We start from the raw sequence: 24,488 nt of genomic DNA, 5'->3' as shown, positions 1-24,488 counted from the left end.
CGCCTTGGCGCGGCGCTTACATCGCGTGTCCTACGGTGACCGGCATGCTGCGTCCGCAGCGGCTTTGGAGGAGTGGGCGATGTCACTGCAGATTCCCGAGAATGCGCTGGTGGTGGTGGTCGACGGCGCCGAGGCGCGATGGTTCACCAATGACGGCGGCCGCGACGGCGTGACGCTGCGCCAGCACGCGCGCACCGAAGTACAGAACGTGGACGACGAAGGCCCGGCTGGCAAGGTGCCGCCGCGCACCGCCGAATCGGAACTGGACGAGTTCACCTTCGCCAAGCAGGTGGCGCAGGCGCTCAACGAAGGTGCGCTGAAACACCGCTACGACCATCTGGTGCTAGTGGCGGACCCGACCACGCTGGGCCGCATCCGTCCGTTGCTGCACAAGGAAACGCAGCAGCGCCTGGTCGGCGATGTGGCCAAGGACCTGACCAACCTGCCGCTGGAAGACATCCAGCGCGCGCTGTCCTGAGCGCTACGATGGCCTTCCCGCGCGACTACCGTACCGACGCCCCGCAGGCCGCGCAGGTGCGCGCGCAACCGGGGCTGCAACTGCTGGAGTTCGGCACCGGCTGGTGCGGGCACTGCCAGGCCGCGCAGCCGTTGCTGCAGAAGGTGCTGGGGCCGTTCGAACAGGTGCCCTACCACAAGGTCGAGGACGGCAAGGGCCGCCCGCTCGGCCGTGCCTTCGCGGTCAAGCTGTGGCCCACCGTGCTGGTGCTGCGCGATGGCCAGGAGGTCGCGCGTGCAGTGCGGCCGCACGAGCGCGAGGATCTGCTGCCGTTGCTCGAGGCGCTGGCGCGACCCGAGGCGTGATCCGGCTGCCATCGGCGCCAGGTAGGCTAGTGTTCCCGTTCCACCGTTTCGGCACGGCCGGCCGCCCTCGGCGCCGGCGGCCGCCGCACTGCCCCCAGGAGCCGCAATGACCGATCAGCTTCCCGTGCCGTCGATGGACGCGACCCACCGTCGCGAGTTGGTGCTGGCGCACGGCCTGCTCGAACATCCCGGGCTCGCCGCCAAGGTGGCCAACGTGGTCGGCGCGCCGATCGAGCATCTGCTGAGCAAGCGCCTGCCGCGCTTCGTGTCCTCGCGCATCGATGCGATCAGCCGCCACGCGTTGAATATGGCGCTGCGCTCGGCACTGCTGACCCTGCGCAAGGACGCACCAGGCAAGGCGCGGCCGCGCCTGCACGGGCTGGCGGTGGCGGCCACCGGCGCGGCCGGCGGTTTCTTCGGCCTGCCCGGGCTGGCGGTGGAGCTGCCGCTGACCACCACCTTGATGCTGCGCTCGATTGCCGACATCGCCCGCGCCGAAGGCGAGCGGCTGGAGGACCCGGCCACCGCGCTGGCGTGCCTGGAAGTGCTCGCGCACGGCGGACGCAGCCGCCGCGACGACGGCAGCGAGTCGGGCTATTTCGCGGTGCGCACGGCGATGGCGCAGCAGCTGAGCGCGGCGGCGCAGTACATCGCCGCGCACGGACTCGGCAGCAAGGGCGCGCCGGCGCTGGTGTCGATGGTGGCGCGGATCGCCGCCAAGTTCTCGGTGACGGTCAGCGAGAAGCTGGCGGCGCAGGCGGTGCCGTTCGTCGGCGCGGCCAGCGGCGCGGCGCTCAATACGCTGTTCATCGCGCACTTCCAGGCGATGGCGCGCGGCCACTTCATCATCCGCCGGCTGGAGCGGCGCTATGGCGAGGCCGCGGTGCGCCAGGCCTACGAGGCGTTGCCGGCTGCGGAGTAAGCGCGCCACGGCGCAGTGGCAGAGAGGACCACGGGCCGTGCCGAGAAGGCGCCCTATCCCAGTTCCTTCAGCACCCCGATGAAGGCCTGCAAGCCCGCCGGCACGTGGCGGTGGCCGGAGTAGTACAGGAACAATCCCGGCAGCGGCGGGCACCAGTCGTCAAGCACGCGTACCAGCGCGCCGCTGTCCAGCTGCGCCTGCACCGCCACTTCGGACAGGTAGGCGATGCCCATGCCGGCGACCGCGGCGTCGGCCATCAGCCCGAGGTGGTCGAGGGTGAGCGGGCCGCCGACCTCCACCGCCAGTTCCTGGTCGTGGCGCGCGAATTCCCAGCGGTAGGGCTTGCCGCTGGGCAGGCGGAAGCCGATGCAGGTGTGTTGCGCGAGTTCGTCGGGCGTGCGCGGCGGCGGGTGGCGCGCCAGGTACGCCGGCGCAGCGGCGGCAATGAAGCGCTGCGGGCCGCCGAACGGCACCGCGATCATGTCCTGCGGCAGCGCTTCGCCTAGGCGGATGCCGGCGTCGAAGCCGGCGGCGACGATGTCGACCAGGCGGCCCTCGCTGACCAGGTCCAGCGCCATCGCCGGATAGCGCTGCAGGAACGCCGGCACCACGCGCTGCAGCAGCAGGCGCGCGGCGGTCTCGTTGGCGTTGATGCGCAGCGTGCCGCTGGGGCCGTGCGCGAAGCTGCCAACGTCGTCCAGCGCCTGGTCCAGTTCGCGCAGCAGCGGCTGCAGCCGTGCGACCAGTCGCGCGCCGGCTTCGGTGGGCGCGACGCTGCGCGTGGTCCGGTGCAGCAGGCGCACGCCCATGCGCGTTTCCAGCGTGCGCATCATGTGGCTGAGCGTTGACGGCGACAGCCCCAGCTCGTCGGCGGCCTTGCGGAAGCTGCGGTGCGCCACGATCGCGGCGAAGGCGCTGAGATCGGTCAGAGCGGGCCGCTGACTCATGGGGAATTTTCACTGGCGCATGCGGGATTGAACGGATAGTAACAGCGGTGCGTGGCGCCTAGTCTGCAACCAGACCCGCCACGCACCGTGGCCTTTGCGAGAGGCAAGCCCATGAACCGCACGCATTTCATTACCGGGACCTCGTCCGGCTTCGGCCGCCTGTTGACCGAGCAGCTGCTGGCGCGCGGCGACCGCGTCGCCGCCACGCTGCGCCGGCCCGAGGCGCTGGACGACCTGAAAGCCGAATACGGCCAGCGCCTGTGGGTGGCGGCGCTGGACGTGAGCGACGCCGCCGCGGTGCGCGCCGTGGTGGACCGCGCCTTCGCCGACCTCGGGCGTATCGACGTGGTCGTCAGCAATGCCGGCTACGCGGTGTTCGGCGCCGCCGAGGAAGCCAGCGATGCACAACTGCGCGGGCAGCTGGACACCAACCTGGTCGGCTCGATCCAGCTGATCCGCGCGGTGCTGCCGCACCTGCGCGCGCAGGGCGGCGGGCGCATCGTGCAGGTGTCGTCGGAAGGCGGGCAGATCGCCTATCCGGGTTTCAGCCTGTACCACGCCAGCAAGTGGGGCATCGAGGGCTTCGTCGAGGCGGTGGCGCAGGAGGTGGCGCCGTTCGGCATCGCCTTCACCCTGGTCGAACCCGGTCCGGCGGCGACCGACTTCGGCCGCGGCCTGGACCGCACCGTGCCCAGCGCGGTGTATGCGGACACGCCGGTCGATGCGCTGCGCCGCGCGCTGGACGAAGGCCGCTTCGTGTTCGGCGACGCGCGCAAGATGGTGCGCGAGATGCTGGCTTCGCTCGACGTGAGCCCGGCGCCGCGGCGGCTGCTGCTCGGCGCGCAGGCGTACGCACAGGTGCGCACGGCGCTGCAGCAGCGCCTGGCCGAACTGGACGCGCAGCAGGCGATCGCGCTGTCCACGGAGATGGATGCGGCATGAGGCGCGGCCTGCGCCGAGCGGCAGCGCGCCGCTGAGAGTTGCGTCGCGTCGGGTTGCCGATGCACGCAGCTCCCCAGCCAGGTGCAGTCGCGGCGGCGGCGGCGATGTTGCATCCGCGGGTTCGGCACGCGCGGTTGGCGGGATCGTGCAAAGCCGCGCACGCGCGGCGTCGGTATCCTCTGCGTCCAGATCGCCATGGGGAGACAGGGACGTGACCGCAGACATGCAATGGATGAAAAGGGCGGTACTCGCGCTGGCCGCGTGCCTGGCGGCATCGGGCGCGAGCGCAGCCGACGCCCCTGCGCACGACGGCATCCGCCACATGCCCGCATTCGACCTGCCGTTGTCGCCGTTCCTCAGCCCGCAAGCGCAGGCGGCGGCGCGTGAGGACATGGCCCGCGGCGACCCACTGGCGAAGATGGACAACGCCACGTTGGCGCGCGAACTGCCGCGCCTCCGCGCCGAGACCGAGGCGTGGGCCAAGGGCGTGGTGGAGCCGCTGCGCGAACGCTATGGGGTGAAGATCAGCACGGCGACCTGGAACGGCGTGCCGGTGACGCTGGTGCAGCCGCGCGAGGCGTCGCCGGCGCAACGCCAGCGCTTGTTGATCGAACTGCACGGCGGCTCGTTCGTGATGGGCAGCGCGGCCTCGTTCGGCATGATGGAGGCGATCCCGGTGGCGGCGATGACCGGCGTCACCGTGGTCGCCGTCGACTACCGGATGGGCCCGGAACACCGCTTCCCCGCCGCCAGCGAGGACGTGGCCAAGGTCTACCGCGAAGCGCTCAAGCGCTACGCGCCACAGCATATCGGCCTGTTCGGCTGCTCGGCCGGCGGCGTGCTGACCGGCGAATCGCTGGCCTGGTTCGCCAAGGAGAAGCTGCCGATGCCAGCCGCGGCGGGCATGTTCTGCGCCGGCGGCGATGCGCGCTACCGCGGCGATTCGCGTTACGTGGTGGCGGCGGTGAACGATGCGCCGCTGCCCGATGCGCAGGGCGCGCTGCCGATCATGGAAGACCTGTACTACGGCCCCGACGTGGATTTCCACGATCCGCTGGTGTCGCCGGTGTTTTCCGATGCGGTGCTGGCGCAGTTCCCGCCGCTGCTGTTCGTCACCGGCACGCGTGCGGCCGAGCTGAGCAATGTCGCCTACACCCATTCGCGCCTGGTCGACCTGGGCCGCGAGGCGGACCTGCACGTGTGGGACGGCATGGGCCATGCGTTCCATCTCAACAACGCGCTGCCCGAAAGCCAGCAGGCCTTGCGGGTGATCGCGCGCTTCTTCCGCAAGCATCTGGACCTGCCGCAGGCGCCCGCGGCGACGCCCTGAAGCCGGCGATCTAACGCGCGGACGCGGCAGCGGGTTGCCGCCGGCGAAGCGCTCGCCGGCTTTTTCCCGGACTGGTCGCCGCTGCCGCGGGGTGGCACAGTGATGCCCGGCGCCGAAGCGCGGCAGCGTCAAGACGCGCACGCTCCGCCGCCGCTTTCGTCTCCACGCAGGTCCCCGCCATGAAAACCCGTTCCAGATCCGAGACCGACGACGACCAGCCGCGCCTGGCCGTGCTGATCGATGCCGACAACGCGCAGCCCTCGGTGATCGAAGGCTTGCTGGCCGAAGTGGCCAAGTACGGCGTGGCCAGCGTCAAGCGCATCTACGGCGATTTCACCAGCACGCGCATGACCCAATGGAAGCAGGCCCTGCTCAAGCACTCGATCAGCCCGGTGCAGCAGTTCGCCTACACCAGCGGCAAGAACGCCACCGACAGCTCGCTGATCATCGACGCGATGGATCTGCTGTACACCGGCCGTTTCGACGGCTTCTGCCTGGTCTCCAGCGACAGCGACTTCACCCGCCTGGCGCAGCGCCTGCGCGAGGAAGGCCCGACCGTGTACGGCTTCGGCGAGCGCAAGACGCCGGACGCGTTCGTGCAGGCCTGCGACAAGTTCATCTACACCGAGGTGCTGCGCAGCGAGGCGGCGAGCGCCGAGCCATCGAAGCCGGTTGCCGCGGCGGCCAAGCCGGCGGCCAAGGGACGCAAGACGCCGCAGACCGCGCAGGGCGCGCAGGCGGCCAAGCCCGAGGCCACGGCGGCGCCGGCCGCGGCGGTGCCCGCTGCGCCCGCCGATGCCAAGGCCGCGCCGCTGGCGGCGCCGCTGAAACTGCTGCGCCAGGCGATCGAGGAAGCGTCCGACGACCAAGGCTGGGCCGGGCTCGGCAGCGTCGGCAGCTATCTCAACAAGGTGCGCCCGGATTTCGATCCGCGCCTGTATGGGCACAAGAAGCTCAGCGACCTGCTGCGCCGGCTGTCGGCGCAGTTCGAACTGGAGGAGCGCGGCAACGAAGGCGGCAGCAAGCGCATCTTCGTGCGCTCGCGCAGTTGAGCCGCTGCGTGTCGACCGGCCGGAGGAAGAGCGATGACCGATAGACCCTACGCACCCTCCTGCGACCGCAATCGCGAGCCGATCCTGCAGGTGCTGCGGCGGCATTTCGCCGACCGCCGCCACGCGCTGGAGATCGGCAGCGGCACCGGCCAGCATGCAGTTCACTTCGCCGCGGCCTTGCCGCAGCTGACCTGGCAATGCAGCGAGCGTGCCGAGCACCTGCCCGGCATCGCGCAATGGCTGGAGGCGGCGGCATTGCCGAACACGCCGCCGGCCCTGGCGCTGGACGTGCAGACCGGGCCGTGGCCGGTCGCCGGCTACGATGCGGTGTTCACTGCCAACACGCTGCACATCATGGGCTGGCCCGCGGTACAGGCGTTGTTCGCCGGCGTCGGCAGGCTGCTGGCCGGCAGCGACGGCGGCACGCTGGCGGTGTACGGACCGTTCAACTACGGCGGCGCGTTCAGCAGCGACAGCAACCGCGAGTTCGACGCCTGGCTGAAGGCGCGCGATGCGGCCAGCGGCATCCGCGACGTCGAGGCGGTCGCCGCGCTGGCGCAGGCGCAGGGCCTGGTGCTGCAGGAGGACGTCGCGATGCCGGCCAACAATCGCTGCCTGGTATGGCGGCGCGGCTGAATCCTGCGCCGCGCCGCGCGGTAGCGCGTTCGGCTCCCGCCGCGGCGCGGCGCCCGCGCAGCGGGCCCGGCGGTTCCCCGGTATAGTCGCGCTGCGATTTCAGGGACGCTGCCGTCCCCTCCCGTTCGAGCGCGCAGGCCATGCCGCCTTGCACGGCGCGGGTCATGGACGCCTACCGGGACTTGTTCGATGTCGATGCTCATTGCCGCGCGCAGCGCCCTGGTCCTGGAGACCAACAACCTGCGTGGCGGCGACGCGGCGGCGGCGCGCGCCGAGGCCAGCCTGCAGCGCGTCATGCGCGCCCTGGCCACGCAGAGCGTGCCGCTGGAGGCGCTGGCCCAACTGGTCGTGACCCACGATGGCCTGAGCGAAGCGGCGTGCGCGGCGCTGGTCGCGATCGCCGGACGCCCGATCGGGTTCGTCCGCATCGATGCGGCCACCGGCTACTACGACGCCAAGAACGCCGGCTTCGCCGCCACCGATCCGCACGCCTGCGACTACGTGGTGTTCGCCGACGCCGATTGCCTGCCGGACCGCGACTGGTTGGCCGAGCTGCTGCAGCCGTTCGCGCAGGAGCCCGCGCCGGCCGCGGTGGCCGGGCGCACCAGCTACCGTGCCGACGTGGTCGGCACCGCGCTGACCACGCTGGACTTCATGTACTTCCCCAGTCCGCTGCAGGCGCGGGCGACGCGGAATTTCTACGCCAACAACGTGGCGTTCCGGCGCGAGGTGTTCGCCCGCCACGGCTACCAGCCGCTCGACGGCGTCTACCGCGCGCACTGCCAGGTGCTGGGCCTGCGCCTGCAGGCGGCCGGCGTGGCGGTGCACTACGCCGCGCAGGCGCACACCGTGCACCGGCTGCCCGACACCCGCCGCGAGGCGCTGCAACTGCGCTGGTGGCGCGGCCAGGACACGCTGGGGCTGACCCCGCACCTGGTGCGCGCCTACCTGCCCGACGCGCTGCAGTGGCTCGGCCGCAGCGGACCGCTCGGGCCGCTGTGCGTGCTCGGCTCGCGCCTGTGGTTCAGCGTGGGCGCATTGAACCGGCAGGACCTGCCGCCGCTGCGCGGCCTGCGCTGGTGCGCGGGGCTGCTGCTGATCCTCGGCTTCTCCGCGGTGGACATGGCCGGCGCGCTGGCGCGCGGACTGGGCTGGCGCCGTGGCGGTCAGGCCGACGCGCAGGCGTTGTCCTATCACCGCTCGTGAGCGGCGGCCGGTGACGGCGCTGGCCGAGGGCGAGGGCGCCACGATCGCCACGCTGCGCGACCTGGAGCCGCCGCCGCTGCGCGGCTGGCTGCGCTGGCAGGCATGGCTGGTCGACCGGATCAAGCGCGCCGCGTTGCGCCAGCTGCATGCCAGCGTCGCCGGCGAGCGCCTGTTGCTGCGCATGTACCTGATCGGCGAGGAAGCCACCGAACTGGCGTTGCAGCGCGAAGTGCCGGTGCAGCGGCCGGCCTGGCTGGTGCCGCTGATGGACCGGCACCTGCAGGAGGAGCAGTGGCATGCGCAGGCGTTCGCCGCGGCGCTGGCCGCGCGCGGTGATCTGCAGCCCACACGCCGGCCCGACCGCCTGAGCCGGCGCAAGATCGCGCAGTGGCATCGCCTGGCCGAACGCCATGCCGGCGCCTTCGCGCAGGGCCTGCTGGTGCCCGCGTTCGCGATCGGGCTGTGCGCCGAGCAGATGGCGTCGCGGGTGCTGCAACGGCATTGCACGACCTTGCCCGCCGCGCATGCGCTGCAGCCCTTGTTGAGCCGGGTGCTGGGCGACGAACAGCGGCACGTGCGGCAGTGCCGGCAGATCCTGCAGCGGTTGGTGACTGCGCAGGAGCAGCCGGCATTGAGCGCGCTGCTGGCCGAGGTGCGGCGGATCGACCGCGCCTTCGGCGTCAGCGGCGCCGTGGGCATGTACCTGGCCGGCGTGGGCCTGCGCGTGCGCGGCGTGTTGTGGCGCTGAACCCGCCGCGCCTGCTGTACCTGGCCACCGCCGATGCGCGCGGCCACCTGATGCGTGCGCAGTTGCTGACCCATGCGCTGCGCGCGCAGGGAGCGCACGTCGATGTGCTGACCACCTCCGCGGCGGGCGTGCAGTTCCTGCGCCGTTTCGGCATCGACGCCACCCTGCTGTCGCCGCACTACGCCGTGCAGTTCGATGCGCGGCAGAACATGCGTGCGGCCGCGACCGATGCCAATGTCGCCGCCTACCTGCTGCACCCAGCGCGGCTGCTGCGCGACATCGTGCGGCTGCGGCGGCGTCTGCGCGGCATCGACCTGGTCCTCAACGACTCGTTCCATCCTGCATTGCTGGTGATGGGCATGCTGCCCGGCTGGCGGCGCAGGATCGTGCACGTCTATGGCATCAGCCTGCGCGCGGCGTTGCAGGGGAATTTCGACGGCCGCCTGCCGCGACCGGCGGCGGCCTTGTTCGCGCGATTGATCGGCTGGCAGATCGACGCGGCGGCCGCGCAGCTGGAGCACGATTTCGCGCAGCCGCGGCTGCATGCCCACGGCCGCCGGTTCCGCCTGCCCACGCCGGTCGCGCTGGCCGCGGCCGCTGCGGCAGGCGCACTGCCGCCTGCCCCGGCCGCTGCGGTGTATCTGAATCCGCACTTCCGCGATCCGGCCTTGGCGGACGCGCTGGAACAGGGCCTGCAGCGCGCCGGCCTGGACAGCCACCGCGTCGGTGAAGGCTATGCCGGCCGCCCCGGCTGGGTCGCGGAGGATCCGCAGTGGATCGCCAGCGCCGCCGCCAGCACGCTGCTGGTGTCGGCGCCGGGCATGGCCGCGCTGTCGGTGGCGCAGGTGTATCGGCGGCCGATCCTGCTGGTGCTCACCGACCAGCCCGAACAGCAGCGCAATGCGCGCCGTGCCGCCGCCTGCGGGCTGCAGCACCGCACCGTGGTGTGGCGCGGCGATGGCGACGCGTTCGCGCAGGCGGTGGCCGCGGCCTGCCGCGCGCTGCAGGCGGAACCGCCGCCGCCCGCGCCGCAGCCGGCCGCGCTCGATGCGCCCTCGCGGTTGCGGCTGTGGGTGCAACTGATCCTGGCGCTGGCGCGTGGGCAACGCGTGCCGATCGCCGATGCGCTCGTTCCCGCACCGGTGCGGCAGGAGCAGGGCGCATGATCGCCGCGTTGCCGCCGGCGTTGCGGCGGCTGAGCCCGTGGCGCAGCGCGCTGGCATTGGCCCTGGACTGGGCGCTGATCGCACTGTGCTTCGCCGCGGCGATCCGCTACCCGCATCCGCTGGTGTATCTGCTGGCGGCGCTGCTGGTGGCGCGGACGCAGTTGGCGCTGGCGGTGATGATGCACGAAGGCGCGCACGGTCTGCTGGCGCGCCGCCAGACGCACAACGATCTGCTGGCGCAACTGTGCGCGGCCGGGCCGCTGTTCCTGTCGCTGTTCGCCTATCGCCAGGGCCATCTGCAGCACCACCGCGCACCGATGGCCGAGGACGATCCGGTGGCCATCGTGTTCGGCATCGCCGACTACCCGGTCTCGCGGCGCCGGTTGGCGGCGCGGTTGCTGCGCGATGTCACCGGCATCGGCTATCTGCTCGCCGTGCGCGATGCGCTGCGACGGCGGAGGCGGCGTCCGTCCGCGCAGGTCGCGCCCGCGCCTGCCGGCCATCTGCCGCTGGTGCTGGGTTCGATCGTGGTCAGCAACGGCGCGCTGCTGGGAACGCTCGCCGCGCTCGGCCATGCCTGGCTGTATCTGATCCTGTGGCTGCTGCCGGCGCTGACCTTCCTGCAGCTGTTCGCGCGGATCCGCGCCATCACCGAACATGCCGGCTATCCCGCGTGCGCCGACCAGCGCCGCAACGCCCGCAGCATCGTGCGGCGCAGCTGGCAGACCTTCTTCTGCGGACCGCACGCCATCCACTATCACATCGAGCACCACCAGTACGTGCGCGTGCCGTTCTACCGGCTGCCGGCGGTGCACCGCTGGATGCGCGAGCAGGGCCAATTGCCCCAGGCCAATCTCTATCGCGGCTACGGCGCGGTTTTGAACGAGGTCAGCCGCGGTCCGAACGCGTGAGGCATCCATGCGGCTGCGGCTGGATGCGGATCGTCACGGGCGCCCGGTGTTGCGCCGCACTCGCCGGCACGGCGCAGACGCACGCTCAAAAGCACGCATGAGGCGCGCCGGTGGTGCCGGCGCGCCCTCGGCCGCGCGCCCGGTTACAGCGGCTCCGCCGTGCACAACGCGCGCGTGCTCGCCGACCCAACCAGCTGGTTGTTCGCATCGGTGACCAGCACGCTGGCGGTGATGTAGCCGCTGCTGCGCGGGCAATAGAAGCCGCAATAGACCTGGTTGGTGCAGTTCGCCGGATAGATGACGCTCAACCCGTTGGAGTTGAACGACCACGCATAGTTGTAGGCGCCACCAGGCGTCACGTCGGCGTAGCAGAGATTGCTCCCGGTGCAGTCGAGCGTGACGCTCTGCGCGTGCGCCGCCGGCGCGATGGCCAGCGCGCCGGTGGCGGCGAACAGCAGTGCGGCGAGTGTCGAAACGGCCTTGTTCATGCGCATGTCCTCGTTGATATCCCCTGCGCCGGAAATGCTGGCCGGGGCGCTCGCGCGAATCCGCGATATCCATCACTTCCACGGAAACACCCACGCCCCGCTCAGCGCGCGGCGTGCCGATTCTGGGACCGCTTCCTAAGCGTGCCGCGACCGCATCGCGTTCGGCGGCGCCCGGTCAGCGGCGATTGCACAGGGTGCGGGCGCTCGGGATCGACCGCGCAGCACGGCCCTGGCGCAAAGACGTTGCCGATGCGTGAGGACAACCACGCGTTGCCTCATCGCACGATCACTCCGGTGGCACGCGCGGTTAACCCGACGCTTGACACTGTGCGGGCCACCACGGACCAGTGCATGCGGTCGGTGACCCTTTCAACTCGCGACGGAGCATACCCATGAGCAGCAACCACGAAGCACGTGATCTCAATCGCGACCCCATTTCCGGGACGCCCGGCTCGCACCCGGTCGGCGTCGGCATCGGCGGTACCGCCGGTGGCGTCGCCGCCGGCGCGCTCGCCGGCACCGTGTTCGGGCCGCTCGGCACGCTGATCGGCGCCGCGGTCGGCGTGGTCGCCGGTGCCGCGGCGGGCAAGGGCGTGGCCGAACGCATCGACCCGACCGGCGAAGCCGAGTACTGGCGCGAGGAGTACCGCAACCGCGACTACGTGAAGTCCGACTACGACTACGAGCGCGACTACGCGGCCGCCTACGGCCTCGGCCTGCAGGCGCGCGAGCAGTACCCGACCCGCAGCTGGGAAGAAAACGAAACCGAGCTGTCGCGCGACTGGGGCACGCGCCGCGGCGAGTCGCGCCTGGAGTGGGAGGATGCGCGCCTGGCGGCACGCGATTCCTGGCAGCGCGCGGACACCACCTATCGCACCTACGAGGACACCGACCGCTACTACGCCGAGCGCTTCGACAGCGTGGATTACCGCGATGCCGACGCCGGTTACGACGACTACCGTCCGGCCTACCGCTACGGCGTCCAGGCACGCAGCCGTTATCAGGATCGCGACTGGGACGATCGCCTGGAAGCGGATCTGGAAAGCGGCTGGGAGCGCGCCAAGGACCGTTCGCGGCTGACCTGGGCGCAGGCCAAGGCGGCCGTGCGTGAGGCGTTCCATTCGGACCGCTACGGTTCGGGTCGCGGCACGCCGCCGGACCCGCGGGTCTGATGGTTTTGATGAGCTGAGTAGTCGAATCGAGCGGGCGTAGCCGAACATCGTGTGCCTGCTTCTGCTTGCTTCGACGATCCTCGCTCCGTTCTCCACAACGCTGCCGGCATGCATGCCGGCAGCGTTTTTTGTGGCGAACCGGAGGGTCGGCCCGCTGCACTTGTAGGAGCGGCTTCAGCCGCGACCGCTTTTTGTCCTTCGGCGGCGTTTGCCACATCGGACAAGGCAGGTCGCGGCTGAAGCCGCTCCTACAGGAGCGTGCGGCGACTGCCTGGACCTGACGGAGAGGGCGTCAGCCCCGACTGCCGTTACTGCACCGCGCAACCGACCCCACAGCTCAAGCCGCCTGCACGAGGTGCAACGCCTTCGGATTGCGCCAGGTCGCCAGCAATCGCGTTTCGCGCTGCTTGGCTTCGTGCAGGTGCGCTTCCTTGACGTGGCCGTAGCCGCGGATGTGTTCCGGCACGCTGGCGATCTCCACCGCCAGCCCCAGGTTGTCCGCCGCCAGCCGTTCCAGCAGTTCGCCCACGGTGCGCGCGTAGTCGGCGATCAGCTGGCGCTCGCCACGGCGTTCGGCGCTGTAGCCGAAAATGTCGAACGCGCCGCCGCGCAGCACGCGCAGCCTGGCCAGCCACTTGAACGCGGTGAACATCCACGGCCCGTACTCGCGCTTGAGCGCACGGCCCTGCGCGTCCTTCTTGGCCAGCAGCGGCGGCGCCAGGTGGAAGCGCAGCGAATAGGCACCGTCGAACTGCTGCTGCAGCTGGCGCTGGAAATCGCCGCTGGTGTACAGCCGCGCCACTTCGTATTCGTCCTTGTACGCCATCAGCTTGAAGGCGTAGCGCGCCACCGCCTCGGTCAGTGCGGTGGAACCGGCGGCGACGCGCTGCTCGGCCTCGCGCACGCGTTCCACCAGCGCGGCGTAGCGCGCGGCGTAGGCGGCGTCCTGGTAGTCGACCAGGAACGCGCGGCGGCGCGTCACCAGTTCGTGCAGCGAGCGCGACAGGCGGGTGTCGTCCAGCGGCGCGTGGCCGTTGTCGGCGGCATCGCCAGCGGCGGGCAGGTCGCGCGCCTGGCGTGCGTTGTGCGGATTGCGCGGCGCGGCGCTGGCGCCGGCTTCGTGACCTTCCCACTCGCCCGGCGGCAGCTGCTGCAGCCGCTGCGTGGCCGGTGCAGCCTCGGCCGCGACGCTGCCGGCCATGCCGGCCGCCTGCTGCACCGCGGGCAGGTCCAGCGCCGCCAACCGGCCCCAGGCGAAGGCCTGCTGGTTCATCGCCACGGCGGCGCCGTTGAGTTCGATCGCGCGCATCAGCGCCTCGTGCGACAGCGGCACCAGCCCCTGCTGCCAGGCATAGCCGAGCATGAACAGGTTGCTGGCGATGGCGTCGCCGAGCAGCGCGGTGGCCAGTTGCGTGGCGTCGAGCAGCAAGGGCTCGCGCCCGCCCAACGCCAGCCGCACGCCGGCGACGATATCGGCGGCGGGGAACTGCATGTCCGGGTGCGTGGTGAAGGTGCCGGGCATCGCCTCGTAGGTGTTGAGCACCACCTGCGAACGGTCGCCGCGCACCTTGGACAGCGCCCAGTAGTCGTTGACCACGACCATGTCGCAACCCAGCACCAGGTCGGCCTCGCCTGCAGCGATGCGCACCGCATGCAGGTCCTCGGGCTGGCGCGCCAGGCGGATATGAGTGGTGACCGCGCCGCCCTTCTGCGCCAGTCCGGTCTGGTCGAGCACGCTGGCGCCCTTGCCCTCCAGGTGCCCGGCCATGCCCAGCAGCGCGCCGATGGTGACCACGCCGGTGCCGCCGACGCCGGTGATCAGGATGTTCCAGGGCTGCGCCAGGTCGCTGCGGAACGCCGGCGGCGGCAGGTCCTGCAGCAGCGTGGCCGCGTCCGCCTTGCGGCCCTTGCGCAGCTGCCCGCCATGCACGGTGACGAAGCTGGGGCAGAAGCCGGAGACGCAGGAATAGTCCTTGTTGCAGCCGGACTGGTCGATCTGGCGCTTGCGCCCGAACTCGGTCTCCTTCGGCAGCACCGACACGCAGAAGCTCTTCTCGCCGCAATCGCCGCAGCCTTCGCAGACCAGCGAATTGACCAGCACGCGCTTGGCCGGATCCGGCAGCTTGCCGCGCTTGCGCCGGCGCCGCTTCTCGGTGGCGCAGGTCTGGTCGTAGATCAGGATGCTGGTGCCCTTGACCTCGCGCAGGCGCTTCTGCACGTCGTCCAGCTCGCTGCGGTCGTGGAACTCGACGTCGCTGGGGAACTGCTCGCGGCGCCGCGTCCACTTGCCGATGTCGTCGCTGACCAGGGCGATGGTGTGCACGCCTTCGGCACGCATCTGCCGGGCGATGTCGGGCACGCTCAGGGTGCCGTCCACCGGCTGCCCGCCGGTCATCGCCACCGCGTCGTTGTAGAGGATCTTGTAGGTGATGTTGACCCCGGCGGCGATCGATTGCCGGATCGCCAGCGAGCCGCTGTGGAAATAGGTGCCGTCGCCCAGGTTCTGGAACACGTGCGGGGTGTCGGTGAACGGCGCCTGCCCGGCCCAGGTGACGCCTTCGCCGCCCATGTGGGTGAAGGTATCGGTGGCGCGGTCCATCCACGTCACCATGTAGTGGCAGCCGATCCCGCCGAGCGCGCGCGAGCCCTCCGGCACCACCGTGGAGGTGTTGTGCGGGCAGCCGGAGCAGTAGTGCGGCACGCGCGGGAAATTGGCGCGCGGCAAGGCCATTTCCGCTTCCTTGGCCTCCATCCAGCGCAGCCGCTGCTCGATCGACTCGGTGTTGAAGAACCGCTGGATGCGCTTGCCGATCACCGCGGCGATGGTCGCCGGGGTCAGCTCGCCGGTGGACGGCAGGATCCACTCGCCGGCCTCGTCGTACTTGCCGACGATGCTCGGGCGCGGCCCGGCGCTGGCCGGCCAGTTGTAGAACTGCTCCTTCATCTGCCGCTCGATGAAGGCCTTCTTCTCCTCCACCACCACGATGTCGTCCAGGCCCTGCGCGAACGCGGCGATGCCGATCGGCTCCAGCGGCCAGGTCATGCCGACCTTGTACACGCGGATGCCGATGTCGCGGCAGGCGCGCTCGTCCAGGCCCAGGTATTCCAGTGCCTGCAGCACGTCCAGGTAGCTCTTGCCGGTGGTGACGATGCCCAGCCGCGCGTGCGCCGAATCCATCACCGTGCGGTCCACGCCGTTGGCGCGGGCGAAGGCCTGCGCGGCGCGCACCGCGTAGCGATGCAGGCGCATTTCCTGGTCCAGCGGCGGATCCGGCCAGCGGATGTTGAGCCCGCCCGGCGGCAGTTCGAAATCCTCCGGCAGCACGATCTGCCGCGCGAACGGATCCACTTCCACCGAGGCCGAGGATTCCACCGTCTCGGCGATGGTCTTGAAGCCGATCCAGCGCCCGGTGTAGCGGCTCATCGCCCAGCCGACCAGGCCCAGGTCGAGGATGTCCTGCACCCCGGCCGGATTGAGCACCGGCATCATCGCGCTGACGAATTCCTCTTCCGAGCCGTGCGGCAGGGTCGAGCTGCGGCAGGCGTGGTCGTCGGCGGCCAGCGCCAGCACGCCGCCGTGGCGCGAGGTGCCGGCGGCATTGGCGTGCTTGAACACGTCGCCGCAGCGGTCCACGCCCGGGCCCTTGCCGTACCACATCGCGTACACGCCATCCACGCGCGCGCCGGGGAACAGGTTGGTTTGCTGCGTGCCCCACACCATGGTCGCGCCCAGGTCCTCGTTGAGGCCGGGCTGGAACTTCACGTTGGCCGCGTCCAGATGCTTGCGCGCGCGCCACAGCTCCAGGTCGAAGCCGCCCAGCGGGCTGCCGCGGTAGCCGCTGACGAAGCCGCCGGTATCGAGTCCGGCGGCGCGGTCGCGCAGCTGCTGCATCAGCGGCAGGCGCACCAGCGCCTGCACGCCGGACAGATAGATGCGGCCGTCGGTACGGGTGTACTTGTCCTCCAGGGTGTAGCCGGCATCCATGCCGTCGGTGGCCGGCACGGCGAGGGAGGACGGCGGACGCGGATCGGCGATGCGGTTCATGGCTTGCCCGGAGATGGAAGGCTGGCGCGTGCGCGGCAGGCCACGCACGGTCGCCGATTGTATCAGCGGCCTTTTGTGCGCCCGCCTCTCGCCCCCGGCGCCCGGCGCGGTTAGGATGCGGTTGGGGGAGGGGACCACCTCCAAGGGGTTGTCAGCAGTGAATGCATACAAATACGCACTGGCCGCGATGCTGGCCTGGGTGAGCGCGGCCGCGATCGACGCGCAGGCACAGGCCTTGCCGGCGCCGAAAGAGTTCTACTTCGACCAGGACCGCGCCACCACGCGCCCGGTGACGGCGCTCTCCGGCAGCGGCGATGCGCTGGTCGACCGTCTCGCCAGCGCCGTGCAGCGCGATCCGAACGCGGCCGAGGCGCGCGCGCAATTGGCGGCGATCGCCATGGCCGGCGGCCGTCGCGAACTGGGCGAAGAGCTGTACCAGGCGGCGCTGCGTTCGCTGACCGCCGGCGCACAGCGTCGCCAGGTCGAATGGAACTACGGCTGGGACCTGTTGCGTGCCGGCGACCCGGCGCGTGCGCTGACCCAGTGGAGCGGCCTGGTCAACGGCCGCCCGGCGGCGCCGGACTGGGTGCCGCCGACGCTGGCGCTGGTGCTGTGGCGGCTGGATCGCAAGGACGAAGCGGTGAAGTGGTACGCCGCCGCCGTGCGCACCTGGCCGGACCAATGGGGCGCCGGCGCCGATTTCGCCAGGCTGCTGCCGGCCTGGCGCGACGGCGAGCGCGCCACCCTGCTCGAGGTGCAGGCCGCCTGGCAGGCCAAGCCGCCTGCGTGGCCCTGAGGCGCCCCGCGCTCGCGTAGCGAGGAGCGCGCCATCGGTCGGGATGGTGCAGGGTGTCGGGAATCCACTGCGGCCTGCGCGGTGGATGCGCGAGGCGACTCGCAATATCGCTCCCACCTGAGCTTGCAGCAAGCCAGCTGGCTGCATTGCAGTAGGGGCCGCAGCCGAAGCTTTCGGGTCCTCGTCACGATTTGAAACCTCTTCTACACAGACTTGCGATCAGCCGACTGGGTGCACTTTAGGAGGGGCTTCAGCCCCGACAGCTGCCAAAGCCCGACCGACTTCCCGGCTCCGCGCGTCGCGACTGAAGTCGCTCCCACAGGGACTTGCGGCGAGCGGGCCGGTGCGTTGTGGAGAGCCAGCCCCGACAGTATCGAAGCCGTCAGGTCCATCGTTTCGCCGGTCGCGGCTGATGCCGCTCCTACAAGGGCTTGCAGCAAGCCAGCTGGCTGCACTGTAGTAGGGGTGCAGCCGAAGCCGTCGGTCCCCGTCGCGATTTGAAACCTCTTCTGCAGAGACTTGCGGTCGGCCGGCTGGGTGCACTGTAGGAGGCGCTTCAGCCCCGACAGCTGCCGAAGCCGGGCGACCTCCCGGCTCCGCTCGTCGCGACTGAAGTCGCTCCCACAGGGACATTGCGGCGCGCGTTCCGGGCGCACTGTGGGAGCGACTTCAGTCGCGACGCGGAAACGCCGCATGCGCCAGCGCGGCCATGCAGCGTGCCGCCGCTCGGGTGCATCGGCCTCGACCGCCTACCGCACATCGCATGCGATGATGCTCGCGTACCCGCCAAATCCCTGTTGTGCCGATGGCTTTCGACGCGTTCGCCCTGATCCTGGCCATGCTGGCGCTCGGCAAGCTGTTCGCGCGGTTGCGCGCGCTGCCGGTCAACACCACCGAGGTGCTCAACGGCGTGGTGCTGTACCTGTGCCTGCCGGCGTCGGTGCTGATCTACGTGCCGCGGCTGCACTTGGATCTGGCCCTGCTCGGAGTGATGCTGACCCCGTGGCTGCTGACCGGCGCGACGGTGCTCGCGGTGCTGGCCTTGCGCCGGCCGCTGCGGCTGCGCCGCGACCAGCATGCGGTGCTGCTGCTGTGCGTGGCGTTGGGCAATTCCAGCTTCATCGGCTATCCGATGGTGCGCGCGCTGCTGGGCGAGGCGGCGCTGCCGTATGCGGTGGTCTACGACCAGTTCGGCACCTTCGTCCTGCTGTCCAGCTTCGGCCTGTACGTGCTGGCCCGCTACAGCGGCGAGACCCCGCTGTCGCCGCGGCAGACCTTGCTGCGCATGGCCCGGTTCCCGCCGCTGTGGGCGCTGGCCTTGGCGCTGACCCTGATGCCGGCGCAGCCGCCGGCGTGGATCGCCTCGGGCCTGCAGCACCTGGCCGATGCGATGCTGCCGCTGGTGATGCTGGCGGTGGGCTTCTCGATCCAGCTGCGGCTGCCGCGCGAGGAGTTGAAGCCGCTCGCCGCCGGGCTGCTGCTGAAACTGCTGCTGTTGCCGGCGCTGGCCTGGCCGCTGTCGTGGGCGCTGGGCCTGCGCGGGCAGCTGCTGCAGGCCAATGTGCTCGAATCGGCGATGCCGACGATGATCACCGCGGCAGCGCTGGCGATCTCGCACCGGCTGGCGCCGCGGCTGGCGGCGGCGCTGGTCGGCTACGGCATCCTGCTGTCGCTGGCCACGCTGCCTGCGTGGGCGTGGCTGCTCGGGGCACTGGGCTGAGGCTTGCCGTTCGGCACGCGTGATCGCGCGTCGGGGCGCCGTAAGCGGCGTTAGGAGAGAGTTCGACCCTGATCGGGCACCAACGGCAAAGCCACGGTCAAGGCTGAAACCCTCTCCGCAGGGAGAGGGGACCCGCTCGGCCGCTCAGTCCGCCGGCACCGTGCGCTCGCGCGCCCACTCGCGCAGCGCCTGCACCTGCTCGGCCATCATCACCGACAGCGGCCGCGTGCCGCGGATTTCCTGCATCAGCAGGTCGGTGTCCAGCGGCCGGCTCTCGGCATGCGCGGCGTACAGGCCGGAGACGATGGCCTGCTCGATCTCGGCGCCGGAAAAGCCGTTCGCCGCGGCGGCCAGCGCGGGCAGGGCGAAGTCCTCCTCGCGCAGCGTGCGCCGCGCCAGGTGCAGGCGCAGCAGCTCCACCCGCGTGTCCGCGTCGGGCAGGTCGACGAAGAAGATCTCGTCGAAGCGGCCCTTGCGCAGCAGCTCGGCCGGCAGTTCGTGCACCTGGTTGGCGGTGGCGACGATGAACACGCCGCCGGCGCCGGCCTGGGTGCCGCGCTCGGCCATCCAGGTCAGCAGGTAGCCGAGCACGCGTCGCGACACGCCGCCGTCCTCGCCGCCGCTGGCCAGGCCCTTCTCGATCTCGTCGATCCACAGCACGCACGGCGCCAGCTGTTCGGCCGCGGCCAGCGCGCCGCGCAGGTTCTTCTCGGTCTCGCCGTGGTACTTGTCGTACAGCGAGCCGAAGTCCAGGCGCAGCAGCGGCACGCCGAAACCGGCGGCGGTGGCCTTGGCCAGCATCGACTTGCCGCAGCCCTGCACGCCGAGCAGCAGCACGCCCTTGGGCGGGTCCAGCCCGGGCGGGGCGTTGCCGGCGAACACCGCGCGGCGCTGCTCGATCCAGCGCTTGAGCCGGCGCGCGCCGGCCACGTCGGCGAAGCGGGTGGCGTCGTATTCGTAGTGCAGGTGGCCGCTGCGGTTGAGCAGTTCGAACTTGAGCTTGGCCAGCTGCGGCAGGTCGGAGGCGCTGAGCGCGCCGTCGGCGTAGATCAGCTGGCGGGCGATGCGCCGCGCGTCGATCAGGCTCAGCCCCTGCAGGTTGCGCAGGATCTGCTTGACCGCCTCGCCGTCGACCTCGACCCGGCGCCCGCTGAACTCGCGCGCGTAGCCGGCGGCCTCTTCCTGCACCATCTTCAGCAGCGCGTTGGCGTCGGGCAGGCGCGGGTTGAAGCGGGTGGCCAGCGCTTCCAGTTCGGGCGGCAGCTCGATCTTGGCGCCGATCAGCACCAGCACGTGCGGCTGGCTGTGGCGACGCTCGACGATGTCGCGCAGCAGGCGCTGGTGGCTGGCGTAGCCCAGGTACGGCACCACGTCCAGCAGCAGGTAGATGCCGCGCTGGTCGGCCTGCTTGATCGCCTGCAGCACCGCGCTGGCGTCGGGCGGGCCGACCGGCTCGTCCTCGCGGTCCAGGTCGATGCGGCGCAGGCCCTCGGTGATCGACCAGCGGTACAGCGCACGCCAGACCTGCATCAGCGCCTGCCGGAACAGCGCCACGATGCGCGCCTCCTCCTGGGTCTCGATGACGATCAGGGGGGTGTTGGCGCGGATCAGCGCGGTCAGGTCCTGCAGCTCGTTCATGGCCGGTCCGTTGCCGTGGGGCCGCCACGATAGCAACGCGCCGGCCCGGCTGCCACGCATTGACTACCGGCCAACGGAGGGGCGGTGTACGCTGCGGCCTCTTCTTCCGGAAGCGAGGCGCGCATGAAGACGATCCTGGTGGCCGGCTCCAAGGGCGGCGTGGGCAAGACCACGATTGCCACGCACCTGGCCGCGTACTACGCGCTGGCCGGCAAGCGCACGGTGCTCGCCGATGCCGATCCCCAGGGCTCCTCGACCCGCTGGGCCGAGCGCCGCGCCGGCCTGGACAGCGCGGTGCTGCCGATCGACGCCAGCCGCAAACGCAACTGGCGCGCGGCGCTGCCGGACGACGCGCAACGGCTGATTATCGACGGCGCGGCCGGCGCCATGGCCGAGGATCTGGCCCAGTTCCTGGACGAGGCCGACGCGGTGGTGGTGCCGGTGATGCCCTCGGCGCTGGACATCGAGGCCACCGTCGGCTTCCTCAACACCCTGGCCAAGGTGCCGCGGGTGCACCAGCGCAAGTTGCCGGTGGGGCTGGTGATCAACCGCAGCAAGCCGTGGACCCACGCCGCGCAGCAGGCGCTGGAGATGCTCGGCGGCTGGCCGTACCCGGTGCTGGCGCAGCTGCGCGACAGCCAGGCCTACGTGGTGCTGGTCGGCCTCGGCCGCAGCCTGTTCGACTACCGTTCTGCCCAGGTGCGCGATCACCAGCAGGACTGGGAACCCTTGCTCAAGTGGCTCAAGAAGGCCTGACCGATGACCATCGTCCTGCGTGAAGTGATCCTGCTGCGCCATGCCCATGCCGAACCGGCCGATACCGGCCAGGCCGATGTCGACCGGCCGCTGTCGCCGCACGGCCTGGCCGAGGCCGAAGCCGCCGGGCGCTGGCTGCTGGAGCAGCGGCTGGTGCCCGACCGGGTGCTGTGCTCGCCGGCGCGGCGCGCGCGCGAAACCCTGGAGGCGGTGCTGGAGCTGACCGGCTATGTCGAGCAGCGCCTGGAGCCGCGGGCCTACGAGGCCACCTCCGGCACCCTGGCCGCGCTGCTGGACGAGCATCGCGACGTCGAGCGGCTGCTGCTGGTCGGCCACAACCCGGGCCTGGAACAGCTGGCGGCGCTGATGCACAGCGGCCAGTCCGGCGACTACCGCGGCATGCCCACCGCCAGCGTGGTGGTGCTGACCGTGCCGCAGGAGGCGGCGATCGAGCCGGGCGTGGCCCGATTGACCGCGTTCTGGTGGCCCTGAACGCACCGCGCCGGCGCCTGCGCCCGGCGTTGTGCATGGCGCTGCTGTCGGCCTGCCTGCTGCCCGGCTGGGGCAGCGCGCAGGCGCCGCCGCTGTCGCCGGGGGAGCACGCGCTCGATCCGGTGCAGTCGCGCTTCGGCTTCGAGATCCGCACCCGCTTCGGGCAGCGCATCGAGGGCTTCTTCCCGCGCTTCGAGGGCACCGTGGAGATGCTGCCCGACGGCCGCCACCAGGTGCGCCTGCGCCTGTTCACCGGCTACGTGCAGATCCCCGGCAAGCCGCGCTACACCGGCTGGATGCGCGGGGAGGACTTCTTCGATGCGGAACGCTTCCCGACCGTGTCCTTCGACTCGCAACCGTTCTCCCCGACGCTGTTGACCAGCGGCGGCGCGTTGGTCGGCACGCTGAGCATCCGCGGGGTCAGCCATACCGAGACGCTGACCATGATGCCGACCGCCTGCGCCCACCCAGGCTATGATTGCGATGTGATCAGCCGCGGTACGGTTCTGCGTGGACGCTATGGAATGGATAAGTGGGATCTGGCCTTGAGCGATCGGGTCACCTTTGTGCTGCGCGCACGGTTGACGGAGGCGGACGCTCCGTGACCTCATTGCTGCGGGTCCTGGTGCTGGCGGCGATGCTGCTCGGCAGCGGTTGCGCGAGCCTGTCGCAGGCCCAGCACGGCCGTGCCGTGGCGATCGCCGAGGCCGCGCGCGACAGTCGCGTCGACTGCACCGAGGCCGACCACTGCGCGCTGGCCTCGCCGCTGCGCGGGCTGGCCGGCAAGGCCTTCGCCGCCTCCGGCGAGCAGACCCCGCAGCACTACGCCACGATCCTGGACCATGGCGAGGAAGCGCTGGTGGCGCGGGTCAACCTGATCCGCAGCGCCAGCCGCAGCATCGACCTGCAGACCTACATCTTCGACAAGGACGACAGCGCGCGGCTGGTCATGGACGAACTGCTGGCCGCGGCGCGGCGCGGCGTGCAGGTGCGGGTGCTGATCGACCAGCTGTCGGCGATCTCCGACCTGCAGATCCTCGGCGCGCTGGCCGGCGCGCACCAGAACTTCTCGCTGCGCATCTACAACCCCACCTTCGGCCTGGCCAAGCCCAACTACTTCCACTACGCCGCCAGCGTGGTGTGCTGCTTCCGCCGCTTCAACCAGCGCATGCACAACAAGATGCTGGTGGTGGACGACGCGGTCGGCGTGGTCGGCGGACGCAACTACCAGGACGACTATTACGACTGGGACGCCGAGTACAACTTCCGCGACCGCGACGTGCTGGTGGCCGGTCCGGTGGCGCGCGAGATGGCGGCCAGCTTCGATGCGTACTGGGCGGCGCGGCGCAGCGTGCCGGTGGCGCGGCTCAACGACGTCGGCAAGCTGCTGCTGCGCGACGGCGTGCCGGCGATGCCGCCGGCCCGCTTCCTGCGCCCGGAGCGGGTGCAGCGGGTCAGCGACGAAGCCGCCGACCCGGCGTTCGTCGAGGAAGCGTTCGTGCGCCCGGCGCTGCCGGTGAGCAATGTCAGCTATGCCGCCGATCCGCCGCAGAAGCACCGGCGCGATGCCGCATCCAAGCAGGCGCTGGCGGTGGCCGTGCCCAAGCGGGTCAGCCTGATCACCGGCGCGCAGCGCGAGATCATCCTGCAGACGCCCTACCTGGTGCTGTCCGACCCGGCGCAGGAGATCTTCCGCAACCTGCGCAAGCGGCCCACGCCGCCCAAGATCATCGTTGCCACCAACAGCCTGGCCTCCACCGACAACCCGGTGGTGTACGCGCTGTCGTACAAGTACAAGCGCCGCAACTTGCGCGAGCTCGGCTTCGACATCTACGAATACAAGCCGTTCCCGCTGGACGCGCCGGTGAACTACGCCAACCTGCTGCCGTCGCCGTTGCTGCCCGATGCCGACGCGGCCGATGGCGGTGGCCGCAATCCGCTGATCGGCGGCAGCGCGGCCGGCCGTTCCAGCGCGCTCGGCAGCGGCAGCGGTGGCCCGGGCGGCAGCGGACGCCGCGCCGACGGCAGCCAGGTCGACCGCCGCGTGCTGCGCACCGAGACGCGCCCGTCGTTCCTCAGCCGCCGCGCGGCCAACCGCCCGCTGCCGGTGACCCGCGAGGGCGCGCGCATGGGGCTGCACGCCAAGTCGCTGGTGGTGGACCGGCACATCGCGGTGATCGGCACCCACAACTTCGACCCGCGCAGCGAGAACTACAACACCGAGGGCGCGGTGATCATCGACGACCCGGCCTTCGCGCAGGCGCTGGCCGCCAGCATCCTGCGCGACATCGAGCCGTCGAACTCGTGGACGGTCGCGTCGCGCGCCAAGCCGCCGGTGCTGTCGGGGCTGAACTACAGCCTCGGCAAGGCATCGGAGGCGTTGCCGGTGCTGGATTTCTGGCCATGGCGCTATGCCACCAACTACGAATTCCAGCCCGGCCCGGACTGCCCGGCGCCGCTGACCCGGCGCGATCCCGGCTTCCACCGCTGCTACAGCGCGGTCGGCGACTTCCCCGAGGTCAACGTCGGCCCGAAGTGGCTGCTGGTGCGGATGCTGACCGCGTTCGGTTCGGGGTTGGTGCCGATTCTTTGAGAGCCGGGATTGGGGATGGGGGGATTCGGGATTGGCAAAAGCGATAATGTCGGCGCGAGGGGCGCCGCTTGGCGAATCTCCAATCCCGAATCCCCAATCCCGGACT

Annotated in this window: 22 protein-coding genes; 18 read left to right on the top strand and 4 right to left on the bottom strand. The window is 71.0% G+C overall.

Features of this window, described 5'->3' with window-relative positions; genetic code table 11:
• The first annotated feature begins 79 nt into the window (after nt 1-79).
• The 3 genes from NUG20_RS21000 (at nt 80) to NUG20_RS20990 (ending at nt 1,744) form a co-directional block, all read left to right on the top strand.
• Entirely contained in the window at nt 80-478 is a 399-nt protein-coding gene (locus tag NUG20_RS21000) for a host attachment family protein (protein ID WP_263396301.1), read from the top strand.
• A gap of 8 nt (nt 479-486) precedes the next feature.
• Nucleotides 487-822: a thioredoxin family protein gene (locus NUG20_RS20995; RefSeq protein WP_263396300.1), complete on the top strand. Its 336-nt coding sequence runs from the start codon at nt 487-489 to the stop codon at nt 820-822.
• A gap of 133 nt (nt 823-955) precedes the next feature.
• A complete protein-coding gene (locus NUG20_RS20990; RefSeq protein ID WP_263398567.1) occupies nt 956-1,744 on the top strand; it encodes an EcsC family protein in 789 nt (262 codons plus the stop codon).
• Nucleotides 1,745-1,797: 53 nt separating this feature from the next.
• On the opposite strand, the gene NUG20_RS20985 is transcribed toward NUG20_RS20990, so the two are convergent.
• The gene (locus NUG20_RS20985) at nt 1,798-2,691 is read right to left on the bottom strand and encodes a LysR family transcriptional regulator (protein WP_263396299.1); all 894 of its coding nucleotides are present in this window, start codon (nt 2,689-2,691) and stop codon (nt 1,798-1,800) included.
• 111 nt (nt 2,692-2,802) lie between these two features.
• Here NUG20_RS20985 and NUG20_RS20980 point away from each other — a divergent pair, with 111 nt between their 5' ends.
• The 8 genes from NUG20_RS20980 (at nt 2,803) to NUG20_RS20945 (ending at nt 10,682) form a co-directional block, all read left to right on the top strand.
• Nucleotides 2,803-3,633 carry an SDR family oxidoreductase gene (locus tag NUG20_RS20980; RefSeq protein WP_263396298.1) on the top strand — a complete coding sequence of 277 codons (831 nt, stop codon included), beginning with the start codon at nt 2,803-2,805 and terminating at the stop codon, nt 3,631-3,633.
• A gap of 232 nt (nt 3,634-3,865) precedes the next feature.
• On the top strand, nt 3,866-4,963 hold the full coding sequence (locus tag NUG20_RS20975; RefSeq protein ID WP_263398566.1) for an alpha/beta hydrolase: 1,098 nt from the start codon (nt 3,866-3,868) through the stop codon (nt 4,961-4,963).
• A 179-nt stretch (nt 4,964-5,142) separates the two neighbouring features.
• Nucleotides 5,143-6,015, top strand: coding sequence for an NYN domain-containing protein (locus tag NUG20_RS20970; protein WP_263396297.1), 873 nt, complete (start codon nt 5,143-5,145; stop codon nt 6,013-6,015).
• Between the two features lie 33 nt (nt 6,016-6,048).
• Nucleotides 6,049-6,651: a DUF938 domain-containing protein gene (locus tag NUG20_RS20965; protein WP_263396296.1), complete on the top strand. Its 603-nt coding sequence runs from the start codon at nt 6,049-6,051 to the stop codon at nt 6,649-6,651.
• A gap of 189 nt (nt 6,652-6,840) precedes the next feature.
• On the top strand, nt 6,841-7,857 hold the full coding sequence (locus NUG20_RS20960; RefSeq protein WP_263396295.1) for a glycosyltransferase family 2 protein: 1,017 nt from the start codon (nt 6,841-6,843) through the stop codon (nt 7,855-7,857).
• A gap of 10 nt (nt 7,858-7,867) precedes the next feature.
• Entirely contained in the window at nt 7,868-8,605 is a 738-nt protein-coding gene (locus tag NUG20_RS20955) for a hypothetical protein (RefSeq protein ID WP_263396294.1), read from the top strand.
• The gene (locus NUG20_RS20950) at nt 8,596-9,771 is read left to right on the top strand and encodes a glycosyltransferase family protein (protein ID WP_263396293.1); all 1,176 of its coding nucleotides are present in this window, start codon (nt 8,596-8,598) and stop codon (nt 9,769-9,771) included. Before NUG20_RS20955 ends, NUG20_RS20950 begins: the two co-directional genes overlap by 10 nt.
• Entirely contained in the window at nt 9,768-10,682 is a 915-nt protein-coding gene (locus tag NUG20_RS20945; protein WP_263396292.1) for a fatty acid desaturase family protein, read from the top strand. The genes NUG20_RS20950 and NUG20_RS20945 overlap by 4 nt, the downstream gene beginning before the upstream one ends.
• A 143-nt stretch (nt 10,683-10,825) precedes the next feature.
• Here the strand turns inward: NUG20_RS20945 and NUG20_RS20940 are convergent, their stop codons facing one another.
• Nucleotides 10,826-11,170: a hypothetical protein gene (locus NUG20_RS20940; protein WP_263396291.1), complete on the bottom strand. Its 345-nt coding sequence runs from the start codon at nt 11,168-11,170 to the stop codon at nt 10,826-10,828.
• 392 nt (nt 11,171-11,562) lie between these two features.
• On the opposite strand from NUG20_RS20940, the gene NUG20_RS20935 reads away from it, so the two are divergent.
• Nucleotides 11,563-12,342, top strand: coding sequence for a hypothetical protein (locus NUG20_RS20935; protein WP_263396290.1), 780 nt, complete (start codon nt 11,563-11,565; stop codon nt 12,340-12,342).
• 337 nt (nt 12,343-12,679) lie between these two features.
• On the opposite strand, the gene NUG20_RS20930 is transcribed toward NUG20_RS20935, so the two are convergent.
• Nucleotides 12,680-16,387 (bottom strand): indolepyruvate ferredoxin oxidoreductase family protein, encoded by a 3,708-nt coding sequence (locus NUG20_RS20930; RefSeq protein ID WP_317852729.1) that lies wholly within the window; start codon nt 16,385-16,387, stop codon nt 12,680-12,682.
• A 187-nt stretch (nt 16,388-16,574) separates the two neighbouring features.
• Between NUG20_RS20930 and NUG20_RS20925 the strand changes: the two genes are divergently transcribed.
• Together NUG20_RS20925 and NUG20_RS20920 are read left to right on the top strand one after the other, a co-directional pair.
• Nucleotides 16,575-17,183 (top strand): tetratricopeptide repeat protein, encoded by a 609-nt coding sequence (locus NUG20_RS20925; protein ID WP_263398564.1) that lies wholly within the window; start codon nt 16,575-16,577, stop codon nt 17,181-17,183.
• 805 nt (nt 17,184-17,988) lie between these two features.
• A complete protein-coding gene (locus tag NUG20_RS20920) occupies nt 17,989-18,903 on the top strand; it encodes an AEC family transporter (protein ID WP_263396289.1) in 915 nt (304 codons plus the stop codon).
• A gap of 144 nt (nt 18,904-19,047) precedes the next feature.
• On the opposite strand, the gene NUG20_RS20915 is transcribed toward NUG20_RS20920, so the two are convergent.
• Complete coding sequence (locus NUG20_RS20915; protein ID WP_263396288.1) at nt 19,048-20,541, bottom strand: AAA family ATPase; 1,494 nt, start codon at nt 20,539-20,541, stop codon at nt 19,048-19,050.
• Nucleotides 20,542-20,664: 123 nt separating this feature from the next.
• Here NUG20_RS20915 and NUG20_RS20910 point away from each other — a divergent pair, with 123 nt between their 5' ends.
• The 4 genes from NUG20_RS20910 to NUG20_RS20895 are packed head-to-tail and all read left to right on the top strand — an operon-like array spanning nt 20,665 to nt 24,382.
• Nucleotides 20,665-21,297 carry a nucleotide-binding protein gene (locus NUG20_RS20910; protein ID WP_263396287.1) on the top strand — a complete coding sequence of 211 codons (633 nt, stop codon included), beginning with the start codon at nt 20,665-20,667 and terminating at the stop codon, nt 21,295-21,297.
• 15 nt (nt 21,298-21,312) lie between these two features.
• The gene (locus NUG20_RS20905; protein ID WP_263398563.1) at nt 21,313-21,789 is read left to right on the top strand and encodes a SixA phosphatase family protein; all 477 of its coding nucleotides are present in this window, start codon (nt 21,313-21,315) and stop codon (nt 21,787-21,789) included.
• A complete protein-coding gene (locus tag NUG20_RS20900) occupies nt 21,780-22,394 on the top strand; it encodes a YceI family protein (RefSeq protein ID WP_263396286.1) in 615 nt (204 codons plus the stop codon). Before NUG20_RS20905 ends, NUG20_RS20900 begins: the two co-directional genes overlap by 10 nt.
• The gene (locus tag NUG20_RS20895; RefSeq protein WP_263396285.1) at nt 22,391-24,382 is read left to right on the top strand and encodes a phospholipase D family protein; all 1,992 of its coding nucleotides are present in this window, start codon (nt 22,391-22,393) and stop codon (nt 24,380-24,382) included. The genes NUG20_RS20900 and NUG20_RS20895 overlap by 4 nt, the downstream gene beginning before the upstream one ends.
• The last annotated feature ends 106 nt before the right edge of the window (nt 24,383-24,488 follow it).

The sequence above is a fragment of the Xanthomonas sp. CFBP 8443 genome (assembly GCF_025666195.1).
Lineage (GTDB): Bacteria > Pseudomonadota > Gammaproteobacteria > Xanthomonadales > Xanthomonadaceae > Xanthomonas_A.
The sequence above is the reverse complement of the archived record's forward strand: the minus strand, read 5'-3'. Positions and strand labels throughout refer to the sequence as shown.